Annotated in this window: 19 protein-coding genes; 4 read left to right on the top strand and 15 right to left on the bottom strand. The window is 58.7% G+C overall.

What is annotated here, in order from left to right:
• Window positions 1-74 precede the first annotated feature (74 nt).
• The gene (locus ACU688_RS05920) at window positions 75-380 is read right to left on the bottom strand and encodes a transposase (protein WP_448184007.1); all 306 of its coding nucleotides are present in this window, start codon (window positions 378-380) and stop codon (window positions 75-77) included.
• Between the two features lie 491 nt (window positions 381-871).
• Here ACU688_RS05920 and ACU688_RS05915 point away from each other — a divergent pair, with 491 nt between their 5' ends.
• Window positions 872-1189 (top strand): DUF6124 family protein, encoded by a 318-nt coding sequence (locus tag ACU688_RS05915; RefSeq protein WP_448184006.1) that lies wholly within the window; start codon window positions 872-874, stop codon window positions 1187-1189.
• A gap of 431 nt (window positions 1190-1620) precedes the next feature.
• The gene (locus ACU688_RS05910; RefSeq protein ID WP_448184005.1) at window positions 1621-2877 is read left to right on the top strand and encodes a toxin-antitoxin system YwqK family antitoxin; all 1257 of its coding nucleotides are present in this window, start codon (window positions 1621-1623) and stop codon (window positions 2875-2877) included.
• 108 nt (window positions 2878-2985) lie between these two features.
• On the opposite strand, the gene cysS is transcribed toward ACU688_RS05910, so the two are convergent.
• Together cysS and ACU688_RS05900 are read right to left on the bottom strand one after the other, a co-directional pair.
• The gene (gene cysS, locus ACU688_RS05905; protein WP_257783798.1) at window positions 2986-4374 is read right to left on the bottom strand and encodes a cysteine--tRNA ligase; all 1389 of its coding nucleotides are present in this window, start codon (window positions 4372-4374) and stop codon (window positions 2986-2988) included.
• Window positions 4375-4389: 15 nt separating this feature from the next.
• Window positions 4390-6090, bottom strand: a complete 1701-nt coding sequence (locus ACU688_RS05900) for a glutamine--tRNA ligase/YqeY domain fusion protein (protein ID WP_448184004.1) — start codon at window positions 6088-6090, stop codon at window positions 4390-4392.
• A 260-nt stretch (window positions 6091-6350) separates the two neighbouring features.
• Here ACU688_RS05900 and ACU688_RS05895 point away from each other — a divergent pair, with 260 nt between their 5' ends.
• Window positions 6351-6851, top strand: coding sequence for a peptidylprolyl isomerase (locus tag ACU688_RS05895; RefSeq protein ID WP_017734190.1), 501 nt, complete (start codon window positions 6351-6353; stop codon window positions 6849-6851).
• 2 nt (window positions 6852-6853) lie between these two features.
• Complete coding sequence (gene lpxH / locus ACU688_RS05890; RefSeq protein WP_448184003.1) at window positions 6854-7603, top strand: UDP-2,3-diacylglucosamine diphosphatase; 750 nt, start codon at window positions 6854-6856, stop codon at window positions 7601-7603.
• A gap of 104 nt (window positions 7604-7707) precedes the next feature.
• Here the strand turns inward: lpxH and ACU688_RS05885 are convergent, their stop codons facing one another.
• From ACU688_RS05885 to ACU688_RS05830, 12 genes are all read right to left on the bottom strand, one after another.
• Window positions 7708-11109: an ImcF-related family protein gene (locus tag ACU688_RS05885; RefSeq protein ID WP_448184002.1), complete on the bottom strand. Its 3402-nt coding sequence runs from the start codon at window positions 11107-11109 to the stop codon at window positions 7708-7710.
• Window positions 11096-12088 carry a hypothetical protein gene (locus tag ACU688_RS05880; RefSeq protein ID WP_448184038.1) on the bottom strand — a complete coding sequence of 331 codons (993 nt, stop codon included), beginning with the start codon at window positions 12086-12088 and terminating at the stop codon, window positions 11096-11098. The genes ACU688_RS05885 and ACU688_RS05880 overlap by 14 nt, the downstream gene beginning before the upstream one ends.
• A 140-nt stretch (window positions 12089-12228) precedes the next feature.
• Window positions 12229-12492, bottom strand: coding sequence for a PAAR domain-containing protein (locus tag ACU688_RS05875; RefSeq protein WP_448184001.1), 264 nt, complete (start codon window positions 12490-12492; stop codon window positions 12229-12231).
• Window positions 12492-14816 (bottom strand): T6SS phospholipase effector Tle1-like catalytic domain-containing protein, encoded by a 2325-nt coding sequence (locus ACU688_RS05870; RefSeq protein WP_448184000.1) that lies wholly within the window; start codon window positions 14814-14816, stop codon window positions 12492-12494. Before ACU688_RS05870 ends, ACU688_RS05875 begins: the two co-directional genes overlap by 1 nt.
• Window positions 14804-15325, bottom strand: a complete 522-nt coding sequence (gene tli1a, locus ACU688_RS05865; protein ID WP_448184037.1) for a Tli1a family immunity protein — start codon at window positions 15323-15325, stop codon at window positions 14804-14806. Before tli1a (ACU688_RS05865) ends, ACU688_RS05870 begins: the two co-directional genes overlap by 13 nt.
• A gap of 62 nt (window positions 15326-15387) precedes the next feature.
• Window positions 15388-15855, bottom strand: coding sequence for a Tli1a family immunity protein (gene tli1a / locus ACU688_RS05860; RefSeq protein WP_448184036.1), 468 nt, complete (start codon window positions 15853-15855; stop codon window positions 15388-15390).
• A gap of 56 nt (window positions 15856-15911) precedes the next feature.
• Complete coding sequence (gene tla1, locus ACU688_RS05855; protein WP_448183999.1) at window positions 15912-16661, bottom strand: toxin Tle1 chaperone Tla1; 750 nt, start codon at window positions 16659-16661, stop codon at window positions 15912-15914.
• Window positions 16662-16676: 15 nt separating this feature from the next.
• Window positions 16677-19070, bottom strand: a complete 2394-nt coding sequence (locus tag ACU688_RS05850; RefSeq protein WP_448183998.1) for a type VI secretion system Vgr family protein — start codon at window positions 19068-19070, stop codon at window positions 16677-16679.
• 192 nt (window positions 19071-19262) lie between these two features.
• Complete coding sequence (locus ACU688_RS05845) at window positions 19263-20792, bottom strand: DHA2 family efflux MFS transporter permease subunit (RefSeq protein ID WP_124528957.1); 1530 nt, start codon at window positions 20790-20792, stop codon at window positions 19263-19265.
• The gene (locus tag ACU688_RS05840) at window positions 20792-21985 is read right to left on the bottom strand and encodes an HlyD family secretion protein (protein WP_448183997.1); all 1194 of its coding nucleotides are present in this window, start codon (window positions 21983-21985) and stop codon (window positions 20792-20794) included. The genes ACU688_RS05845 and ACU688_RS05840 overlap by 1 nt, the downstream gene beginning before the upstream one ends.
• Window positions 21986-22000: 15 nt before the next feature.
• A complete protein-coding gene (locus tag ACU688_RS05835; RefSeq protein WP_448183996.1) occupies window positions 22001-23452 on the bottom strand; it encodes an efflux transporter outer membrane subunit in 1452 nt (483 codons plus the stop codon).
• The gene (locus tag ACU688_RS05830; RefSeq protein WP_017734195.1) at window positions 23449-23922 is read right to left on the bottom strand and encodes a MarR family winged helix-turn-helix transcriptional regulator; all 474 of its coding nucleotides are present in this window, start codon (window positions 23920-23922) and stop codon (window positions 23449-23451) included. The genes ACU688_RS05835 and ACU688_RS05830 overlap by 4 nt, the downstream gene beginning before the upstream one ends.
• Window positions 23923-23956: the final 34 nt, after the last annotated feature.

Raw genomic sequence — 23956 nt, 5'->3', positions numbered from 1 at the left:
GTAGTAGCTACTGCGGTTGACTTCGAAAACACGACAACAATCTGTAATGCCGTACTGTTCGCCTAGCTCGCTGATCAGAGGGAATGATCTTTGGAGTCCAAAAGCAGGAGAACACTGGCCTTTTTTAAGATTTCGATATCCCGATCTTTCTGCCTGAGCAGGGCCTGGAGTTCCTGGATTTTCTTTTGGTCGGCAGTAATCGCCTTTGTACCAGCCATCGTTGATCCGGCGCGCTCTTTGCGCACCTGCTCGACCCAGCGACGCAAAGCCGTAGGGCCAATGTCCAAACTGGCGCAAATTTCGGGAACAGGCATATTTTGATCAAGCACCATGCTTGCGGCATTGAGCTTGAACTCGCTGGAATAGGACTTTCGCATCATCTGCACACCTCAGGTTTGGGCGCCATCATAGCGCCCTATTGATGTGTCCAAATTCATTAGGCCAGTTCAGCTTGCCTGCGATAGCGGTATACCAGCCAGCATTTTCGGTGACTGACACACCGCTATCGCGGGCAAGCCAGCTCCCACATTTAGACTGGGGGCCACCATTGGTCCGGGGGTGCTGCCGAGCAAAAACCCGCAGAAATTTCTGACAGCGTTTTAGGGTTGTCCCTCGGAAGATGGCTGCCTAATCTTCGGCGGTCGCTGCAAATTCAGCGACCGGGTTTCGCAGCCCGGTTAAACTCTAGACGCACAGCGTCCACCTCAGATAGCGGGCGCTTTTTTATGCCTGATGTTATGGCGGCTGTGCGCGGGATACCTTCGGGTATGCCGGGTGCCTAGAGTCCCGGTCTGCGAACCTGCGTACAGCTGCCACCCGATTGTCGTTTCGCAGCGATGGGTGGTGGCTCCAATACTCTAGGAGCTAAGTCATGATCAAAGACAGTCCGAATCCGCCGTTAGACTCAACCGCGTTTCACGCCTCTGCTCATCGAGCAATTTGCCATTATCTGAATCCATCTGAGAAACCAGAGCCATCTGCTGAGAACCATGACCTGTTTACCCTACGCGAGGGACTAGATATCGAGACGCTGCTGGTAAACGCGTCGGAGGATCTAGCGTCGGTTCATGCACTGGCAAGCCATTTGGCGTTTGAGATCGACGGCAATCCCCGCAGCGTGGCCCTCGGAATTTGTCGGATGCTAGAGGGGATTCAGTTGATGGTGGGCGGAGCATCAGCCCTAAATTGAACGGTATTCAAAAGTAGAAGTGATGAGGGGTGCCGCTATGTTGGTACAAGTAGACCCGCCCCTTTTACCGTCCGCTATTGAACACCCGCCAGCACGAACAACGTAAAGCACCGTGACAAATTTTCCAAAGAAACATCCTACTTCTTCGCCAGAAACCCTCGCTTCTTTGTAGTCAACGATTGACCCATAGTCTTCTCTTTGGTGCCCGACACTCTATTGAGCGTTTCTAGCGGGCACACCTTCCACTCAAACGCAAATCAAAGTCACGCACAGCCGCCACCCAAAGTTTTACCCTCTCCATATAAGTCAACTAATGGGCAATCAGGATGCAATTCGAATATAGGAAATTCTTAGCGACACTAGCACTCATCTCGAGTGCAACATGCGCTCAAGCCGAACAGACTCACCTATCGACAATCCTAAATATAAAAATGAATGCAACCTATCTCGACATAGATCCAGAAGCCACGGACTCCTTCAGCGTAAAGCTCATGGCGGCAGTTCGCCTGACGCTTTCGACAGAACACAGTTGTGGCACTTCACAACTGCATATCACACCAAACTCCATCGGGGTTCCTGTCGAAAGTTTCCTAGCAGAAGTTAATAAAATCAAAAAATACGCCGATGATGGAACCGCACTATTTATCACCCATCAGGATTGTGAACAAAAAATACCAATGGCGAACAAATTCGCTACCTGCACGGGTGAAATATGCAGGTCACTCACAGATGTGCTAATTCATGGAAAACTGTACTTAGACAAAAACTACCGACCCGCTCCAGCTGCGCGCAGTCTTTTTTTCATAGAGCAACCCCAAACTTATGACCAAAAACTAAAAGCTTGGAAAGTAAATATCTACGATAAAAAAAACAAGAAGATTGCGGCCGATGGATTCGTCGACAATGAAGACTATGCTGCGAGCAAATTCGTCCATAAATTCCGCACCTTCCATAGTAACGGCATGGTTTCGAGTTCTATTGAAATGAGCACGCAGGGCCAACGTGAAGGAAAAAGCATTATTCGCCACAAAAACGGAAAAATTGAAAAAACCATAAACTACAGTAACGGAATGATCACTGACGGCGAGTACATAACTTACGACCCGACAGGAAAAGTCAAGATCCGCGAGCATTATGTAAATGGAGTGCTAAATGGCCCAAGAGTCAAACTGTACGCTAACGGAAATCCTGAATCGATGGAAAAATACTTAGATGGCAGCCGCTCAGGAATATCAAACTATTACTATGAAGACGGCACACTAAAAACCACGCAAGATTATGATCGCGGGCAGCTGGATGGCTGGGATGTCAAATACTTTGCAAACGGCGAGATCGAATCACAAACATTATATGCAAAGCAGCGCATTAGAATGAGCCACGAATGGAACATTGACGGTATAAAAGTCAGCCAATGGGAACAAGACGAAAATCATAACCGCCAAGGCGACGACATAGAATGGTATGACAACGGGCAAAAAAGAAAGCACTCGATCTATAAAGATGGAAAGCTACATGGAAAGATGCAAGGTTGGTCAGAGGATGGAACTCAACTTTATTCTACCGAATACGCACACGGCGAGAGAAACGGACAATCACGGCAGTGGGGCCGAGACGGGACGTTGATACAAGACTGCCAATACCAAGCAGGAAAAATTTCAGAGCCGTGTTCGGTGAGACCTCCGATTTGACTATGCAGAAAATCTTGGACACGGATAGAGATTTGATTCGAAAAACTTAGCAATATGCAAAAAAACGCCCCGAACCCGTCGGGGCGTTTTTTATTCAGCGTTTACCGATCAAGCCTGATCAGCCAACCGCCACGTCGTCCCACCCTTGCCGTCTTCCAACACCACGCCCATGGCGGTGAGTTGGTCGCGGATGCGGTCGGATTCCGCCCAGTCCTTGTTGGCCCGTGCCGTCAGGCGCGCCTGGATCAGCGCGTCCACTTCAGCCGCGTCCACACGCCCTTCGGCGCCGGCTTGCAGGAAGTCATCGGCTTCCATCTGCAACACGCCCAGCACGCTGGCCAGTTCTTTCAAGCGGGCCGCCAGGCCAGCCGCTGCGTCGAGATCGCTCTCGCGCAGGCGGTTGATCTCGCGCACCATTTCGAACAGTACGGCGCAGGCTTCGGGGGTGCCGAAGTCGTCGTTCATCACTTGGGTGAAACGCTCGACGAACGCTTCGCCGCCGGCCGGGGCAACCACCGGCAAGCCTTTCAACGCGTGGTAGAAACGCTCCAGGGCGCCCTTGGCGTCCTTGAGGTTGTCTTCCGAGTAGTTGATGGCGCTGCGGTAGTGGCTGGACACCAGCAGGTAACGCACAACTTCAGGATGGTACTTTTCCAGCACGTCGCGAATGGTGAAGAAGTTGTTCAAGGACTTGGACATCTTCTCGCCATTGATGCGGATCATGCCGCAGTGCATCCAGGCGTTGGCGTAGGTCTTGCCGGTGGCGGCTTCGCTTTGGGCGATTTCGTTTTCGTGGTGCGGGAACTCCAGGTCGCTGCCGCCGCCATGAATGTCGAAGGTCTCGCCCAGGCAGCAGGTGGACATCACCGAGCATTCGATATGCCAGCCCGGACGCCCGGCGCCCCAAGGCGACTCCCAGCTCGGCTCGCCGGGCTTGGTGCCTTTCCACAGCACGAAGTCCAGCGGGTCTTGCTTGGCTTCGTCCACTTCGATGCGTGCGCCGATGCGCAGGTCTTCGATTTTCTTGCGCGACAGCTTGCCGTAGCCCATGAACTTGGCGACGCGGTAGTACACGTCGCCATTGCCCGGGGCGTAGGCGTAACCCTTGTCGATCAGGGTCTGGATCATCGCGTGCATGCCCGGGATGTGGTCCGTGGCGCGCGGTTCCATGTCCGGCTTGAGGATGTTGAGGCGCGCCTCGTCCTCGTGCATGGCGGCGATCATGCGCTCGGTCAGCGCGTCGAACGACTCGCCGTTCTCGTTGGCACGGTTGATGATCTTGTCGTCGATGTCGGTGATGTTGCGCACGTACGTCAAGTCATAGCCGCTGAAACGCAACCAGCGGGTCACCAGGTCGAAGGCCACCATGCTGCGGCCGTGGCCGATGTGGCAGTAGTCGTACACGGTCATGCCGCACACGTACATGCGCACCTTGTTGCCATCCAGCGGCTTGAAGACTTCTTTGGTCTTACTGAGTGTGTTGTAGATCGTTAGCACGACAATTCCCTTAAATCACTGGCCCCACGAATCACGCAAGGTCACGGTACGGTTGAATACCGGAGCACCAGGTTTCGAGTCCTTGATATCCGCGCAGAAGTAACCTTCGCGCTCGAACTGGAAACGGTCTTCCGGCTGTGCTTCGCCCAACGACGGCTCGGCACGACAACCAGTGAGCACTTGCAGGGAGTCAGGGTTGATGTTGTCGAGGAAACTGGCGCTGTCTTCGGCCTTCTCAGGATTCGGCGAGCGGAACAGGCGATCGTACAAACGCACTTCGCATTCGATGCTGGCGGCGGCCGGCACCCAGTGGATCACACCCTTGACCTTGCGACCTTCCGGGTTCTTGCCCAGGGTTTCCGGATCGTACGAGCAACGCAGTTCGACGATGTTGCCATCGGCGTCCTTGATCGCTTCGTCGGCACGGATCACGTAGCTGCCACGCAGGCGCACTTCGCCAGCAGGTTCCAGGCGCTTGTAGCCCTTTGGCGGCTCTTCCATGAAGTCATCGCGGTCGATGTAGATTTCACGGCTGAACGGCAGCTTGCGCACGCCCAGTTCTTCTTTCTGCGGATGACGCGGCAACTCGAGGTTGTCGACCTTGTCTTCCGGGTAGTTGGTGATCACGACTTTCAACGGACGCAGTACGCACATGGCGCGCGGGGCGCTGTGGTCGAGGTCGTTGCGGATGCTGAATTCGAGCATGCCGAAGTCCACCACGCCGTCGGAACGGTTGGTGCCGACCATGTCGCAGAAGTTGCGGATCGAGGCAGGCGTGTAGCCACGGCGACGGAAGCCCGACAGCGTGGACATACGCGGGTCGTCCCAGCCATGCACGTGCTTTTCATCTACCAGTTGCTTGAGTTTGCGCTTGCTGGTGATGGTGTAGTTCAGGTTCAGGCGGCTGAACTCGTACTGACGTGGGTGCGCCGGCACCGGCAGGTGTTCCAGGAACCACTCGTACAGCGGGCGATGGCTTTCGAACTCCAGGGTGCAGATCGAGTGGGTGATGCCTTCGATGGCGTCCGACTGACCGTGGGTGAAGTCGTAGTTCGGGTAGATGCACCACTTGTCACCGGTCTGGTGGTGGTGGGCATGGCGAATGCGGTACATGATCGGGTCGCGCAGGTTCATGTTCGGCGAGGCCATGTCGATCTTGGCACGCAGCACGCGGGCGCCGTCGGCGAACTCACCGGCGCGCATGCGGGCGAACCAGTCGAGGTTCTCTTCCACCGAACGGTCGCGGAACGGGCTGTTCTTGCCCGGCTCGGTCAGGGAACCACGGTATTCCTTGGCTTGCTCCGGGCTGAGGTCGTCGACGTAGGCCTTGCCGGCCTTGATCAGCTCGACGGCCCAGTCGTGCAACTGGTCGAAGTATTGCGAGGCATAGCGCACCTCACCGGACCATTCGAAGCCCAGCCACTTCACGTCGCTTTCGATGGCGTCGATGTATTCCTGGTCTTCCTTGGCCGGGTTGGTGTCGTCGAAACGCAGGTGCGTGACGCCACCGAACTCCTGGGCCAGGCCGAAGTTCACACAGATCGACTTGGCGTGACCGATGTGCAGGTAGCCGTTGGGCTCTGGCGGGAAGCGGGTGACGATCTGCGTGTGCTTGCCCGAATCCAGGTCCGCCTGGATGATCGGGCGCAGGAAATTGACCGGGACGGCAGGTCCGGCCTTGGAATTCGAGGTAGGGTCGACAGTGGGCTTGCTCATAGGATCCTTGAACAGACAGGTTCGTGGCCGGGTAAGGCCAGATAAAACAAAGCGCTCATAATAGCCGAAGCCGTCAAGACACTGACAGAGCGTGGTCAAAAACTGCTGCATTAATTGCATGGGCGGTAAAAAACCACCTCGAAATTCCTACAGGTCACGCTAAACTGCGCCCCTTGGCCGCTGCTTTGCCAAAAAGTGTCGCCAAATCGGTAAGGCGCTCAGGCGTCCACACCCACGAATTCCTTGAAAGAGAAACGACCATGACTCAAGTCAAACTGACCACCAACCACGGTGACATCGTCATCGAGCTGAACGCCGAGAAAGCGCCGATCACCGTCGCCAACTTCATCGAATACGTGAACGCCGGCCACTACGAAAACACCGTTTTCCACCGTGTCATCGGCAACTTCATGGTCCAGGGCGGCGGTTTCGAGCCAGGCATGAAAGAAAAGAAAGACAAGCGCCCAAGCATCCAGAACGAAGCGGACAACGGCCTTTCCAACGACAAGTACACCGTCGCCATGGCCCGTACCATGGAGCCGCATTCGGCCTCCGCGCAGTTCTTCATCAACGTGGCCGACAACGCCTTCCTGAACCACAGCGGCAAGAACGTGCAGGGTTGGGGTTACGCGGTATTCGGTAAAGTCACCGAAGGCCAGGACGTCGTGGACAAGATCAAAGGCGTGCAGACCACTGGCAAAGCCGGTCACCAGGACGTTCCGGTAGAAGACGTTATCGTCGAGAAAGCCGAGATCATCTAAGGGTGATCCTGCTTATTTCAGACTTGCATCTGGAAGAGGAGCGCCCGGACATTACCCGGGCGTTTCTGGATCTGCTCCACGGCCGCGCCCGTGGCGCCCAGGCGTTGTACATTCTGGGGGACTTCTTTGAAGCCTGGATTGGCGACGATGGCATGACCCCCTTCCAACGTTCGATTTGCGCAGCCCTGCGCGAACTGAGCGACAGCGGCACCCCGATTTTCATCATGCATGGCAACCGCGATTTCCTGATCGGCAAGGCGTTCTGCAAAGCAGCAGGCGCGACCTTGCTCAAGGACCCGAGCGTCGTGCAGCTATTTGGCGAGCCGGTGCTATTGATGCACGGCGACAGCCTGTGCACCCGCGACGTCGGCTATATGAAGCTGCGCCGCATCCTGCGCAACCCCATCGTGCTGTTCATCCTGCGCCACCTGCCGTTGCGCACCCGCCACAAACTGGCGCGCAAACTGCGCAGCGAAAGCCGTGCACAGACGCGCATGAAAGCCAACGACATTGTCGATGTGACCCCCGAGGAAGTGCCCCGGGTGATGCAGCAGTTTGGCGTGCGCACCCTGGTCCATGGCCATACCCACCGCCCCGCCATTCACAAGTTGCAGATTGGCGAGCAAGCGGCCAAGCGCATAGTGCTGGGGGATTGGGATAAGCAGGGCTGGGCGTTGCAGGTGGATGAGCAGGGGTTTCAGTTGGCGGCGTTTGATTTCGTCAATCCGCAACTGGCGCTGCCTGGCGCCTGAACATCAAACACCACTGATCCAATGTGAACACAGATCCAAATGTGGGAGCGGGCTTGCCCGCGAAGGCGGTGTATCAGTCAACTCATGTATCGACTGCACCACCGCTATCGCAGCGATGCGGCGACCCGACAAGCCAGCTCCCACAGGGGATTGCATTCCACACTCGCGTTTTGTGCATACGACTCGTCAGCCAGAAATATCTGTGACGGCAGCGTGAAACCGCGCAACTTGAGCAACGCCAACGGCCCGGCATCCAGTTCAGTGCGCAAACGCCAAGTCAGATCGATACCATCAGGCGCCTTGAGCACCATGCGATAGAGGCTGTCGCCATCGTCCAATGGCGTGACGCGGGCTTTTTCCAGCAGACGAATCAGACCCCAGGTGCCCTGGTAATCACCCAACAGGCGTTCGCCGGCATGCACACTGGTCCAGCTCAGGCTCACCCCGGGGTAATCGCTACGGCCTGGCCAGCTGAAGCGCTGCCAACGTTCTTTTTGGTTGAAGTAGTGGTGTTTTTCACCATTGAGAACAAAGGTGGTTTGCACCACGTCTCTGACCGCTTTGCCCTGGAGTTCGAAGCTCAGCCCCATGCCACCGTCGGTGTAGAGCACGTCCGCCAAGTTGCTGAGCTGGTTGATGGCTGACAGAAACTGCGGGTTGAAACGCAGGCCCTGGCTATGCAATGGATCGACCACCCAGCGATTGCCCTCCTTGCGCAACACGCCGCTTAGTTGATGCTGCAAAAACTGCTCGATCCGCCCCGAGTCGGCACGGATCATTTGTCCCAACATCGGCAACGAGGCGTCACTGCCTGTGGCGGCAAACGGGTAGCGGCTGGCAAACGCGCTGTGCCAGGGTGTCACGATGGCGCGTTGCCACTGGCGATTAAGACTCACCGCTGAAGGTTGCAGCACCCGCTGCCAGGCCTGGTCCATTGGACGCACGAACAGCGCCTCACCGAACCCGGCCCACTGCGCACCAAGGCTCGCAGCGATCAGCCTGCCGTAGGACTGGGTGTCGGTCAGATCGACGTTTTTACCCTGGAAGACTGTTTGCGCCAGGACCTGGCTCAAGGCCTGTGGGTCAGGGGCGTGACTGACTTGCTGCAGTTGCAGGCGAGCGCGGGTGGCTTGGATGAGAAAGTCCTGCAGGGTGAGCTTATTACCGCTGCCGTCGATGCTCATCAGTGAAAGCAGCGGGCCGAAAGTGGCATCCATCGGGCCGCTCGGTTCACGCGTCAATCTGTCGATCACTGGCGTCTCGTCCTGGCCGATCAACTTTTGTGCCGACTGGATCAGCGAGTCCCCCAGTGCCCGACCACGCTGACCTGCATGCGCGTGGTAGGCCACGGTATTCATCAGTGCAATCAATGGCGACTGGCGTACATCGCTTATCAACGTCAATTGGTCGATGACATCGGCCATCCGTTCGGATTGCTGCCAGCGCAGGCTGTTGAGGAAGTCCTGCCACGCTCGGGCATAATCCTGGAAGTAGCGTTCGGTAAGACGCTCGCGCAGCTTTTCTGGCGTCAGATGGGGATCAACATCGATGGGCTTGTCGCTGAGCACCCAGTCGATTTCCTCGCGGCGGGCGCTGGCAATATCGTCGATGGCCTGGCGCACATGGCCCTCCCAGGCTTGGCGGGTGAACACCCCCGCTACACTGGCGTCGGTGGAAAACAGTGCCAATGCATCGGTATCGGCGACCATCTGGTGCAGGCTCAAGTCCGGCGAATGGTTGGCGGCGGCATCGAGCACCTGTTGGTACAGGCTGGCCTCGGCATTGCGTCGACCCAACTGGCCGAGCAAGACCCGCCGGGTTTGAGCGACCCGCTTCCAGTCAGCCGCGATGCGCCACTCGGGATGTGCAGCCAACTGTACGCTGTAGAACTGCCAGAGCGTCGGCGACAGGCTCTGCCACATGCCGGGGGACAAACCGGCACGCAGCGGCTCAGCCTCGCCCAAGGCCTTGGCCAGGAAGACAGAATCGGTTTTCTCCGGGCGAGCCATCATCAGGTAAGCCTTGAGTTGATCGTAGGCAACATGGGTGTGACGGGCGCGGTCCGGGCTGTCCGGTGCAAGGTTGATCAGCGTGTCGAGTTGGCGTTGCAAATTCGCGACCGCCGGGTCGCGCATCAATCGGTTATTGGCTTCGACATAGCGCGGCCAAAGGGCTTCAAGCAAGGCGTGGTTCTGGTTCAAGCCGAAGCGTTGATACCACGGCGTGCCGTGCTTGGCGCGGTAGTCCAGCCGGGCGAGTGCGCGAGTTAGCTCGTTGAGGGCCTGAATTTGCTGGTCGCCTTGCGCAGATTGCTGCAGCACAGCGAGCGAAACGTGTGCCTGCGCAACCTGCGCGCGGTTACTGGGGAAGGACAGCAACAAGCCAACTCCCCACGCCAGCATCAGCATCATCGTCACGGCGTAACCCACGCGAGGGGCGTTCCAGCCCACTCGACGCCTTACAGGCTTGTCCTCCAGTACGCCGTTCCAGGCGGGGTCCGTCGGCCAAAAATGGCCCGCCTGCTCACGCTGCACCGGCAGGCTGAACCACACACCACGCAGAGGTACTCCACGGGCGGACTGGCCTAGCAACGGCGCGAGCGCCTGGCGCCAACGGGTAATGCCTTCGGCCTGCAAATCGCGAGACAGCCGGAGCAGGAAATCATGGGTAGTCTGATCATGCATCTGTGCCAGACCTGCGTGACGCAGGGGCTCGATCAAGCCTTGCAAGCACGCTTGCAGGGCGACGACGGTCAGCTTCGGCGGCAACACACTGCCAACCGGCTCGACCGTGCGCTGGGCCTGCGGCCATTGGCTGGCGCAGACTTGCCACAGGTGCAGTGGGATCTGCCAGCGCAGCTCACGGGACAGTTCGCAAAAATGCCGAACACCCTCACCCATCGCGACATCATCGCGGCTTTGCTCACTGCTCAGCGCCCAGACCACAGCATCCAGCGCACGCCAGCGGCTCAACTCGCGCCACGGTGCAAGGGCTGCCTCGTCCAGCCCGGAATGGACACTGCCACCCCATAACAAGACCGTGCCTTGCCCTTCCAGCCAGTTCTGTGGCGTCAAGCCAGGGGCGATAGCGCTGATGTGATCCGGTTCGCCAAACACTAAAAACAAGCGGACTTTGCGGCGCCAGAAGCACCCATGCTGCGTGCGAAGAGACTTGCGTAACGCCTCCAGCCAGGGGGTTTCTTCAGGTTCGACGGGGCTCGAAAAAGCCCCCCAGGGTTCGGCCACCGTCGCCACCAACCCCGTTGCCCAGCCAACCGCAACACGGTCCCAAGCCAATAAAATCAGCGGACAAAGCCAGCAAAGCGCGAGCCCAATGAACAGGCCCCGTAGCGCCAGATCCTTGAGCGACAGCGCCGGCCAAGCGAAATAGTTGCTGCACACTGCATAGAACAAGCAGCCGAGCGCGACCAGCAACCACGCGACCACCAGATAGCCCAACCCCATGCCGACCAAAGAGGCTTGAGGTCCCCCTTTAGTGATTGCCATGAGGTACCACCACTCCAATGGCCAGTCGTTCCTCGGCATCCTGACTCAACCAGCCGCAGGGCTGAGCTGCCACCTTCGCCTGCAACAGCGCCAGCGACATACCGATGAAAGGCGCCAGGTTCCCCAGCAGGCCCCATTGCGTACTCAGTTGGTGCTCTGCTGCGCACCAGCCTCCCTGCGCAAACGCTACCTGGCTGGTTTCATCCAATGCCAAACAGCTGGGTGGAGGCCCATCAAGGCCGGCATAACATTGCACCTGCGCGCACAGTTCAGCGGGCGACTCATGCGCCTCGCTCAATAGATACTCACCCCGATGCAACAGCTGCCTGGCTTGCCGATCCACTACCCACATAAAGCCTGCTTCGCCTGGCAGGTCGCCGTCTCCGGCGCGCTCCAAAGACACTACGCCGGCACACAAGAACCAATCAGCCGCTTCCTGGCAGAGCGGGTAAAAGCCTTCAATCAGCGCGTCGAGGTCAGCCAGATCGCCCAATGGCACGCGGGTATCGGGCAGCCTCACACCGGCCTTGGCCAACTGTTGAGTGAACGCAGTCTCGCTGCCCGTATCACCCGCCCAGGCAACGCCGCACAGCGTTGGCCAACGCGCAGATAATTCAGGAAGTGCAAGGGTCAACCGGGCAAGGTGGCGGGCCAAGGCAGGGCCGCGTTCGGTGACATTGCTCAGTGACAATCGACACCGTAGCGCAGGCTGCGTCGCCCCCGGTATCAGCGACGGTTTCGGGACTGGCGTGGCAGCCATCAGCCCGCGGTACTGCGCCTGCTCGTCGCCCGCCGGCCCGAGCAACAGCACCTGTTGCACCGGCAAACCCAAACCACGCCGCCGCCACCAGCGCTGCAGGTCTCCATCACGGATGCCTCGGTACACATCCGTCTGGAACTGAGCGATCTGCCAAACCAATACACGCAGCGCCAATACCATCGCCCAACTCAATGGCAGTACTGCACTCCATAACCACAGTTCAAGCTGAGGCTGCCCTGTGGGCCATAGCGCCAGCAGGACCACAGCCTGCACGCTACAGAGCATCAGCAACGCCAGCCACCAGCGTCGCCAATGGGGTGCTCGCGGCGCGCTGACCTGCGGATACAGCGGTGGCCGAGTCATGGCGACACCCCCATCGACGAGGTCGCAAGGGTGCTCACCAAACGGCAGCCGCACTCACACCGGTGCCCGTGCAGCACCACAGGTTTGCCGTCCATAGTGGAACCCGCAGTGCCTTCACTGATTTTGTTCAAGCCATGCTTTTTACAGCGGACTGGGTCGCCCATGCAGGCCACCGCTTTGCCGAAGGCCAGGAAATGGCCTTGCAAAACCTCGCCGCCAAAGGGCTGCAAACGATCACCGACACGCACTAAAGGCAACATCAGGCCACCTCCCCGTCGATCTCAAACAAGCTGCCCGCCGCGCGTAACATGGCAGTAGTGCGATCCAGGCGCTCGACCAGGTCCTCCTGGGCGATTTGAGTTTTCAGCTCGGCGGCCACCAAGCCGATATGCGCGGTTGGCTTGAGGATTTGCTCGGCCCCCGGCAAGAACGGCACCACCAAGCCTGTGGCCTTGTCGATGACCTGATAACCGATGGTCGCGCCGCCGATGCCGGCGGCGAGGCCACCCAGGGCGTTTTTTCGCTTGATGCCATACACCGTGGCCCCAACCACCATCGCCACACCCAGCATCCGCCCCGCCACCACCACCGGGGAAAGCTCGCGGCTGTTTTCATTGCCGAAATAGGTCATGCGGTAGAAAAAGTAACCGGCCCACAGCTCACGGGTTTTCAATGCGTCATGCATAAACCAGGCGCGGGAATCGTGGACTTGGTCGTCGAACAGCGCGACCAACAGGGCCATATCAGTTTGCGTACTGGGTGTACCTCGGTCATCCCGGAATAGCTGTTTGCAACGTCGCTCGCCCGCTGCCTTGAGTGCGGCATGGTCCCTGGCTTCGTCATCTTCATTGAGCAGGTAGATCGCGTCGCGCAGCACCACGTCCAGCATGTAACCCTTCAAGCTGGTTTGTTCACGTTTGCTGCCGGTGTAGTCGGCCTTGAACTCGGCAGCGGCCTGGCTGAGTTGGGTCTGGTCGATCTTCGGTTCGTAGATGGGCGGGCCGGGATAATTTTTGGCGGCCTCGGGGGCTTGTTGGCGGTCTTTTTTTAGACCGCGTTTCAGCGTTTCATAGTGTTCGCGTTGCTGGCCCTCATCGTAGGCCGTGGTCTCGTGGGCTTGAGTGAAAAAGGGTTGGTGTTTGTAGCTGTCGTTGGCAAAACGGCCGATGCGCCAGCCGGTGATCCAGCCCAGTTGGTCGGCCAGGGTGTCTTCGACGGCAGTGGTGAGCTGGATGGGTTGGTAGGACCAGGGGGGAGTGGCGGTGGGTGGGTCGGAAGGGATGCCTGGGAGGGTTTGGCGCCAGGCGTTGAAGCGTTCGATAACGAGGGGGCTGATATCGAACTCCTCTTTTGTGGCCGGCCCCAACCTCCGCCAAGACTCGTTGCGCTGCAAGCTTTCAGGCAATGCCTGTTCCGGAACCTGCAACGGTGCGCCCGCAGCGAAGGCTTCGGCATATAGGTCGTGCAGGACGATCTGTGAAACTAGTTCATTGGTACTACCGCGTGCCTTGCCCTGATCATTTTTTGGGTAGCCGCCCCCCACATCGGAATGAACACCGGGATAGACCACTTCGATGGTGTTGGCTGGGTACTTGCCATCCTCATTGCGTATCGAATCCAGCGGGAAACATGAGCGCTGTTCGAAGCCTGCGACAAAGTGTCGACAGCACTTGACCAGATCAGGGAACCGCTGGGCGTCGGGCAATAACTGAGTGTTATCAGCCCAATCCATGTGCCCTGCAAAAAACGGCGCGGCGTGAGCGATGCCGACCGACGCCACGGTATCCAGCAGGCCGAGAAATTCGACGCTGATGGGCAGGCCAATCAGGCTTTGTTCAGGGCGTTCGGCGCCTTCTGGGGTGTCGAATAGCTGGCTTAGCCAAGTGACAAAAGTACGGGCCTCTGCGGCGCCTCGGGAGAAGCCGTATACGAAGAGTTTGATTCCAAGGACTTTGGGCTGCGCTACCGGCACGCGGGCTTTCAAAGGGGCAAGCAGGTTGGTCATTACGGAGCGACGGTTGCTTGGGCCAAAGTTACTCATCAAGGGCGTAGGCCACGTGCTCATTTTGGTGACGGCTTTCGCACGATCATCCTGCGACAAAGGAACACCGGCCAACGCCGAATACATGGCGTCAGCGACAGATACTAAAGCCCAATTGATGCGATCCTCGCCTCCGGTGGCGTACTTCAACCCGGCCTCGCTGTAATCCAGCTCTCCCACCTCCGGAAACGGAGTACCGACACCGGGCATATAGTAAGAGTAATAGCCACTGCCTTTAGCTTCATCAGCTTGGATCGACGCATGATAGAGCTTGGCAATATTACTGGGATGATTCTTCGTAGTGTCGTTATTATCGTTGTTATTGGTCCCATCGAAAAACAGACTTATATGCATACTGTGGCAACATACAAAGCGCTGACTCTTCCCAGCAAAATCACGCTGCCGACAAAATAGGTTCTCTTCAGCAGCTTGCCTACGATAGTTAGCACCCACCACCGAGACCTCTGTAGGCAAGCGCCCGCCAAGAGGAAAAACAGGCGGCCCGAAAGCTTTTTCTTTGAGTTGGTTTTTTATTTTAGGCATACAGCTGGCTCCTTCGCGCGCCTAGGCTCTCTGATCGGATAATCTGGTCGACCATACATCGCACAAGCAGTAGTAACTGCAACGCGATTGCAAGTTAAAAAATGTACCTTTAGGTCGCAGGATTTTTTTTCAGGCCATTCCGGAACGTCAACCGTAGCACTGTAACGTCGATAGTTGGATTTATGCTTAACCATAAAGGCTTTGAACTCATCCGTCCCTAACGGAGGCGTAGCAGCATCGCTATTCGGATCAACCTCCCATTCAATATCCACTTCCAACCCCGGCCGCCACTTAACCGGCATAATAATGCAACACGAACTCCCCCCTCCGCCGTGCGCTCTATAGCCATTCACCGAAAACCAATTAATCGCAGTACCTTCAACATGATTAATCGCTGCTATATTCCCGGCCACCATCTTATTTTCAGCGAACGTACACCCCAACAATGTAAACCCCAACAACCCACACAAGCATTTCAACACCGCTCTAGCCTTTCCAATGAAACGCACCACCGGTCCCCGTAACGAAAAAAGCAAACTCGGCCCCCCAAACGAATCAGTCATGAAACGCGTCACTTCGCACATACAGCTGGCTCCTTTGCATGCCTAGGCTCTTTGACAGGATAATCAGGCTGGCCATATGTCGAGCACGAGGTCGTCACCTCCACTCGCTTACAAGTCAAGAAATGAACATTCAGGCTGCAAGATTTCGTTTCCGGCCATTCCGGAACGTCTACCGTAGCACTGTAATGCCGATATTTGGCTTTATGCTTAACTTGCTCAGCCATATAGCCATCACTCCCCAACGGCGGCCACTTTGAATACGCATAAGGATCCAAGTCGACTTCCCACTCAACATCCACCTTTAACCCCGGCCGCCACTTAACCGGCATAATAATGCAACACGAACTCCCCCCTCCCCCGTGCGCTCTATATCCATTCACCGAAAACCAATTAACCGCAGTACCTTCAACATGATTAATCGCTGCTATATTCCCGGCCACCATTTTATTTTCGTTAAACGCACACCCCAACAACATTAAAGTCGCCAGGCCGCACCCCACAAAACCAAAGCAAAGCAAGCAACTCTTCAACCTCATAACCTGCTCCTTACATACTCATTAAAATCACCAAAATAATTTTCCCGACTGGCCTTCAAGGCTAATGAGTAGAACAAAGAAAAGCGCTGCTCCAGGCCTCCAAGTATTTGATGAAACTCTCCGCTGCTCATTAATTCCTGCGCATCGCTGATACACCCCATCAACTCGAACTGTTCGTCGCTCAATTCCAGAAAAGGTGAAACGTCAACGCCGCTCTTTCCATCCAACGCATGTCCCTTGAGCCACTGCACTTGCTCATCTCGATCAAACCAGCCCCAAAAAAAGGTCAGTTGCCGAAACTCAGCGCGTTGTTCGTCGGTAAAAATCGAAGACATCAATAAGGGAAAGCTGCGCGGGTCGTAGTAACGCAACAGGCCGGCCTTACCACCCCAGCGGATTTGCGAAAGTGCTCGCAGCGCGTGGCTCAGGGTTTCAAAGGCCAGCGGCGAGATCACCACCAACACGCGCGCGTCGGCTGCGCCGTGAGTCAGCAGCTCCTCCAGCCAGGCTTTATGCTGCCAATGGGTCAAGTCCAGGCGCATCAATAGGGGCGCCTGGTCCAGCATGTGTTCCTCGGGGGTTCCCGTGAACAGTGAAAACCAAGGGATCGCTGGCTTTATTTGCTCCAGCGCCCCGATAAGGTCGGTGTGCCAGGCGGCCTGATCAAACAACAGATCTACGTAGTGCACACCGGCGGTCGCACATACGTGTTCGATCTGGTCTTGCCATGGAATAGGTGCTGCCATTTCACTCTCTCCTGATCAACCTTCACGCATCAAAAGGGTGATGGCCTTTGCGCGTGCTCTCTTAAGGCAGTCCTCACACACCGACTGCGGCAACTCCCGCAACGCAAACTCCTGGCCCGCAGGCCCCTCCCACACATGCTGCCCCTTGAGGAGCAACTTGCCGGGGCTGTGGATGTCGATTGCGCCACTCGGGTGGATGCGCAGGTAACCGCCGCCACATCCCAGGGTGATGCCGTTCCTGGCGGTCAGGTGCACTTGCCCCTGTACCGACTGCACGCTGATGTCCTGCTGTGCGATCAGGTTGAGCAAGTCGGCGTGGGACTCGATTTCCAGCGGCCCCTTGCCCGAGACCAGGCGCATGCCGTGCTGCTGAGCGAGCAGGGAAATGCCTTGGTTGGCATGGACCGAGAGTTGCTGGGCGGCGGCTAAATGGATGTCGTCGTGGCTTTGCAGGTACAGCGCTTCGCCGCTTTTGAGCAGCAGGCTGGACGGCGTAACCGCGCCAATTCCTTGGGGGGCGCTGAGCAGGATGACGGGGGCTGCCAGGTCTTTTGCGTCGGCCTGCAACTGCTGCAAACCGTTGAGGGACGGTTGAGGGCTTCGGTGGGCCTGGGCGATTGCCTGCCAGTCGGCAATTTGCTGCGCAGCACCCTGAATCAGCTGCGTGGCCGGGTCCATCACCAAGACCGCACCGGAGGCTTTGCTCTGTTGATCCGCACTGATCAGCAGGCCTTTTGCGGCCCGCACCGCGCCCCAGCCGTCGGTGCGCAGCTCAAACCCCTCGCCGCGTTTTTTCTTTGCGGCATCCACGATATGACCGAGGTTTAGCTGGCTTTTGCCGCTGTATTCGGTGCTGAGCTTGATGTGTTCCTCACCCCGGGTGTCATCCATGCGCAATTTGTTGTTGGCCGGCGAGCGCAGCACATTGCGCTTGTAGTTGCGCAAGGTGACGTGATCAGGGTGTTCGCTGTCGTGCAGGGCGTGGGCGATGTAGGGGCGGTCCGGGTCACCCTGTTCGAACGCCACGGCCACTTCGGTGCCCGCGATCAGTGGCAGGTGCAAACCGTGCGTATCCCCCGCGTAAGGCCGGGCCAGACGCAGCCACAGGCTTTCCTCGCCGCGCTTCCAAGTGTCGCGATCAAACAGGAAATTGACCTTGTAGCGCCCCTCCAGATCGATGTGCGCGTAAGGGTCGCTCACCCCCGGGTTGGAGACACGGGCCGGGACGGTACCGGCGATGCTTGGCTTGGGTAGCAACGGTGGTCGGAAACACACGGTCTCCGAATAGGGGATGGCGCCGAAGCTGACCTCGAGGCTGCGATCACGGGCAGCGCGGGCGCTCAGCTCGATGATCACCACCCTCGGCATAAACGCCTGGGGCGCACCGTCGGTAATGGTCAGTACCTGGCCTGGCGCGAGCGTTGCGCTGGTGCTAAGCCCGCTGAGCCGGGTCTGGTTATTGAGGTAGCGTTCATGGCGCAGGCGCGCGTAGCTGTAGCCGCTTTCGGTGGGCAGGTCCTCGTCAGTGTCCAGCCTGTTCCCGAGCACGCTGTAGGGTTCGGCGTAGTGGTAAGCCTCGCCATAAGTGGTGGTGGCACCACGGGTCTGGTCGATGTCGCCGTCGAGCCAGGCATTGGCATCCCGGTATTGATAGGCGCGAACGTTGACATGTTGCTCTACAACCTGATGGTGGGTTTGCAGTTCCCACACGCAGTCCTGATCGCGGCTTAGCCCGGAGGGCGGGCGATAGGGCAACTCGACGTCGAACTGGTAGTAACGCTGGTGATCGTGAAACTCCACGACATCAAAATTCAATCGCTCATCGCGAACGAAGCGATACCAGATGCCAACGTCGGCCAGCAGCCGCGAAATGAAGGCCAGGTCACTTTCGTCGTACTGCATGACCTGCTCGCGCCTGGGATAGTCGCGCAGTAGCTGGAAGTAAAAATCATGCCCCTCAAAACCGTGACGATTACGCAGGATGTGTTCGACGATCTGCGGCACGGATTGCTGCTGGTAAATGCGAAATTGCTTGCCCTGCGCCAGCAGCGCCAAGCGCGGTTCCAGGGTGATTTCGTAGCGGCCTTCATCACTGGAGCCAGACAGGCGCTTGAAGCCGGTGACAACCCCGGCCAGGGTGCGAAGTGGTTGGTTTTTTGGCGGTGGCTGCCAAACCAGCACAGGCTTGGGCGGCACGTGAAACAGACTGAATGTCGCGGGTTTGCCCAAGATTTGGTCGACGGCAAGGTCACGATCGGTGCAAGTGAATTCGATGTGGTACTTGAAAGGCTGACTCAGCCGCTCCCCGCCGTGAAAGGCCAGCACGTCGAGCACGGGGTCGACACCGTAGACCCTCAGTCTGTGGCGGCTGTGATCAAAGAAAGCGCTCGGCAATACGCTGCTAGTCATACCTTGTCATCCCTGGACGGTGCGAAAGTCCAGAGAGTAAAGATTTGCTATCGGTGAATAATGTCGGAAAGGTCCTCTTTAAAAGCAGGGTACTTCCCAACCTACAGCGTCAGTTGCTGATGTGAATACAGATCCAACTGTGGGAGGGGGCTTGCCAGCTCCCACAGGGGATTGCATTCCAATCTTGGTTGATCAGTGCCCTGAAGCCGCTGGCCCCGCCTTCGCTGTAAACGGCGGCTTCGCCAACCACACCAGCAACATCAAGCCCATGAACATCCACCCCAGCAACGTGAAGTAATCCACGGTGGACATCATGTACGCCTGGCTGGTGAGAATCTGGTCCAGCTGCGTGTAGGCCTTCTGCCCTGCCCCACCCAGCGCGTCCAGCGCATTGCGCGTGGCCGAGTCGTAGGTGGTCATGTTTTCGCTCATGTACGCATGGTGCTGGTCCGCCCGGCGAATCCAGATCCAGGTGGTCAGCGATGCCGCAAAGCTGCCGCCCAAGGTGCGCAGGAACGTCGCCAGGCCGGCGCCGTCGGCGATCTGGTGCGGTGGCAAATCGGACATCAGGATGGTCAAGGTCGGCATAAAGAACAACGCCACGCCGATACCCATGAACAGCTGCACCAGGGCGATGTGCTGGAAGTCCACCTGGTTGGTGAAGCCTGCGCGCATAAAGCAGCTCAAGCCAATCGCCAGGAATGCCAGGCCCGCCAGCAAGCGCAGATCGAACTTGTGCGCGTACTTGCCCACGAACGGTGACATCAGCACCGGCAGAATGCCAATCGGCGCCACGGCCAGGCCGGCCCAGGTCGCGGTGTAGCCCATCTGGGTTTGCAGCCATTGCGGCAGGATCAGGTTGATGCCAAAGAAGCCCGCGTAACCCAGGATCAACACGATGGTGCCGATGCGGAAGTTGCGGTAGGCAAACAGCCGCAGGTTGACCACCGGGTGTTTGTCGGTGAGTTCCCAGATGATGAACACCGCCAGGGCAATCACCGAAATCGCCGCACCGATGATGATGAAGTTGGATTCGAACCAGTCCAGGTCATTGCCCTTGTCGAGGATGATCTGCAAGGCACCCACGCCGACGATCAAGCTCAGCAGCCCGACGTAATCCATCGGCTGGTGGCTGGTGACCACCGGGCGTTTCTTCAGCTGCGAACGCACCACCATCACCGCAAAGATGCCGATGGGCACGTTGATAAAGAAGATCCACGGCCAGCTGTAGCTGTCGGTGATCCAACCGCCGAGGATCGGCCCGGCAATCGGCGCCACCACCGTGACCATCGCCAGCAACGCCAAGGCCATGCCGCGCCTCGCCGGTGGATAGACCGCGATCAGCAACGTCTGGGTCATCGGGTACAACGGCCCGGCGACCAAGCCTTGCAGCACCCGGAAGCCGATCAGCTCGGGCATCGAGGTGGAAATACCGCAGAGGAACGAGGCCAGCACAAACAGGATGGTCGCCCACAGGAACAGCTTCACCTCGCCAAACCGGCGGCTGAGCCAACCGGTGAGCGGCAAGGCGATGGCGTTGCTCACCGCAAACGAGGTGATGACCCAGGTGCCCTGCTCCGAACTCACGCCGAGGTTGCCGGAAATCGTCGGCAGCGCCACGTTGGCAATGGTGGTGTCGAGCACCTGCATAAAGGTCGCCAGCGACAGGCCAATAGTGGCCATCAACAGGCTGGGTGGCGTGAAGGAGGCGTTATTGCTCATTAGCGTTGCACAGCCTTGGGCGCGGCGAGGCTGTTGTCATGGATCAACTGGGTGATCATGGCATCGGCTTCGGCGAGTTGGCGGTCATACACGTTGGTGCTGAACGAGGCTTTTTGCGGCGCCTGTTGCGCCAGCACCGGGCCGCTCTGGTCGTGCAGGTCCACATTGACCACGGTGGACAGGCCCACGCGCAGCGGATGCTTGGCCAGTTCCTCGGCATTGATGTGGATGCGCACCGGCACCCGCTGCACGATCTTGATCCAGTTACCGGTGGCGTTCTGCGCCGGCAGCAGGGCAAACGCACTGCCGGTGCCCGCGCCGAGGCTGTCGATGGTGCCGCTGAACTTCACGTCGCTGCCGTAGATATCCGACTCGATGTCCACCGGCTGGCCGATACGCATATCGCGCAGTTGGGTTTCCTTGAAGTTGGCGTCGATCCACAGCTGGTTCAGCGGGATCACCGCCATCAACGCCGTGCCCGGCTGCACGCGCTGACCCAGTTGCACGGTGCGCTTGGCCACGTAGCCCGTCACCGGTGCGATCAGGGTGCTGCGCGCATCCGTGAGATACGCCTGACGCAGCTGGGCGGCGGCGGCTTGCACGTCCGGGTGGGACGAAATCACCGTGTCATCCACCAGCGCGCTGCTGGTCTTGAACTGTTGCTGCACGTTGGCCAGGGCGTTTTGCGCCGAGGTCAGGTCATCGCGGGCATGGGACAGTTCCTCCTGGGAAATCGCCCCGCCGGCGGCCAGGTTCTTACGCCGGCTGTAGTTGTCCTGGGCCTTCTGCACGTTGGCTTGTTGCGCCAACACTTGGGCCTTCATCCCATCGACGTTGCTGTACAAGCCGCGCACCTGGCGCACCGTGCGGGCGAGGTTGGCCTCGGCACTTTGCAGGCCGACGGCAGCGTCGTTCGGGTCGAAGTTGACCAGCACCTGGCCTTCGTGGACCAGGTCGCCATCGTCGGCGCCGATGCTGACCACGGTGCCGGTGACCAGCGGGGTGATTTCCACCACGTTGCCGTTCACGTAGGCGTCGTCGGTGCTTTCGCTGAAGCGCCCGTAAAGCTCATGCCAGGCCCATACGCCGGCGACGCTGAGGATGACGATCAGCGCCAGTCCGATCAGCATGACCTTGCGTTTGCGTGGGTTGTTGTCTTGCGCTGTTGCGGTGTTGCTGTCGGCAGTGGCCATGACGATTACCTCAAATTATTCCGTACGCGTTGCTGGGGTGGCCGCTGCCACGTTTGCGGCGTTGAACCCGCCACCCAGGGCCTGCATCAATTGAATCGACAGATCGATCTGCGCCGCGTTGAGTGTTGCCAGTTGGCGCTGGGCCTGCAGCAATTGCTGCTCGATGCTCAGCACATCCAGGTAGTTGCCGATGCCGGAGCTGTAACGCTGCACGCCGGTGTCGTAGGACTGCTGGGCGATGTCGGCGGCGTGTTGCTGGGCCTGGATCTGCCGGCCGGTGTCGCGCAGTTGGGCGATGTTGTTGCCAATATCACCGAGGGCTTGCACCAGGGTTTTGTTGTACTGGGCCACGGCCAGGTCGTAGTCGGCGTCGCGGGCATCGAGGTCCGCACGCAGGCGGCCACCGTCGAAGATCGGCAAGGAGATGGTCGGCGCAATGCTGAAGAAACGGCTGGCCGAACCAAACATCGCATCCCCCAGCAACGACTCGGCCCCGGCGCTCGCGCTCAGGTTGAGGTTGGGGTAGAAGCGGGTTTTGCTCGCGGCGATGTTCTTGCCCGCGGCCTCGACACGCCAGCGCGCAGCGATCAGGTCGGGGCGACGGCCGAGCAGCTCGGCGGGCAGTACCGACGGTACGGCGACGGCGCTGGGCTTCAACACGTTGGGCCGGCTCAACTCGGCGCCACGGTCCGGGCCTTTGCCGAGCAACACCGCCAGGGCAATCTTGGCGCTGGCCAGTTGTTTTTCCGCGTCGATCAATTGCGACTGTGAGCTGGCTTCCAGGCTTTCGGTCTGCTGGTACTGGTACTGGCTGTCGATGCCTGAACTCAGGCGACGCTTGCCCAGGTCAAGCATCTGCCGGGTGCGCTTGAGGTCGTCGTTGGCCAGGTCACGCACGATATGCGCCTGGCCCAGATCGCTGTAGGCCTTGGCCACGTTGGCGGCCAGGGTCAGGCGTGCGGCCTGCTGATCGACTTCGGCGGCGCGGGCCTGGCCCAGCGCGGCTTCCCAGGCGGCGCGCTGGCCACCCCACAGGTCGAAGTTGTAACTGAAGCTGGCGCCGATATTACGCACGGTGGCGTAGGCATCGCCCTGCCCCAGCGGGTCTTTGTCCTTGGCCAGGCGCGAGCGGCTCACGCCGGCGCTGGCGTCCAGGGTCGGCATGCGTTCGGCGTCGGCGGCAAACGCCGCGGCTTCGGCCTGATGGGCGCGGGCGCTGGCGACTTGCATGTCGGGACTGTTTTGCAGGGCTTCCTGGATCAGGCCGTCGAGTTGTGGGTCGCCAAGGCTTTTCCACCAATCGGCAGTCGGCCAAGCGGCGGGCGACAGCGTCACGCCGCTCAGGGATTTACCGGTTTGCAGGGTGTTGGCGTCGAGGCGCTGGCCCTGGGTGTCGAGGCCGCTGAAGTTGGCGCAACCGGCCATGCTCATGGCCACCAGCACCAGGCAAAGGGCACGTGTGTTCATTCTTTACCTACCCGCAGCAGGGTGATGGAGTCACCTGCGGCTATCAGAATTTTCTTGAGGATGCGTTCCAGGTCTGCCAGTTCGCCGGGCTCCAGAGAGCCGGCCAACTGGTTCAGGGCTTCGGTGCCAACGTGGGGCAAGGTGTCCGCAAGTTTCTGGCCTTCGGCCGTCAGCACCAGCTGCACCTGGCGGCGGTCCTGGGCCGAGCGTTGGCGTTCGAGCAAGCCCTTCTGCTCCAGGCGGTCGAGCATGCGGGTCATCGAGCCGCTGTCCAGCGACAGGTGCCGACACAGCTCGGCCGGGGTATCGATGCCATAGAGCGCCATGATCACCAACACCTTGAACTGCGCGGCGGTGATGCCGTACGGCTCCATATGGGTGTCGATAATCCGGTCTTTGAGCAGTGCGGCGCGGCCCAGCAACAGGCCGAGGTGGCAGTTGTGGAAGTTGTCGGGGGTGAAGTGTTTCATTGGGAAGTCACCTTATTACTGCCTAAGCAGTGAA

Source organism: Pseudomonas acericola (SeqCode), from assembly GCF_053456465.1.
The sequence above is the reverse complement of the archived record's forward strand: the minus strand, read 5'-3'. Positions and strand labels throughout refer to the sequence as shown.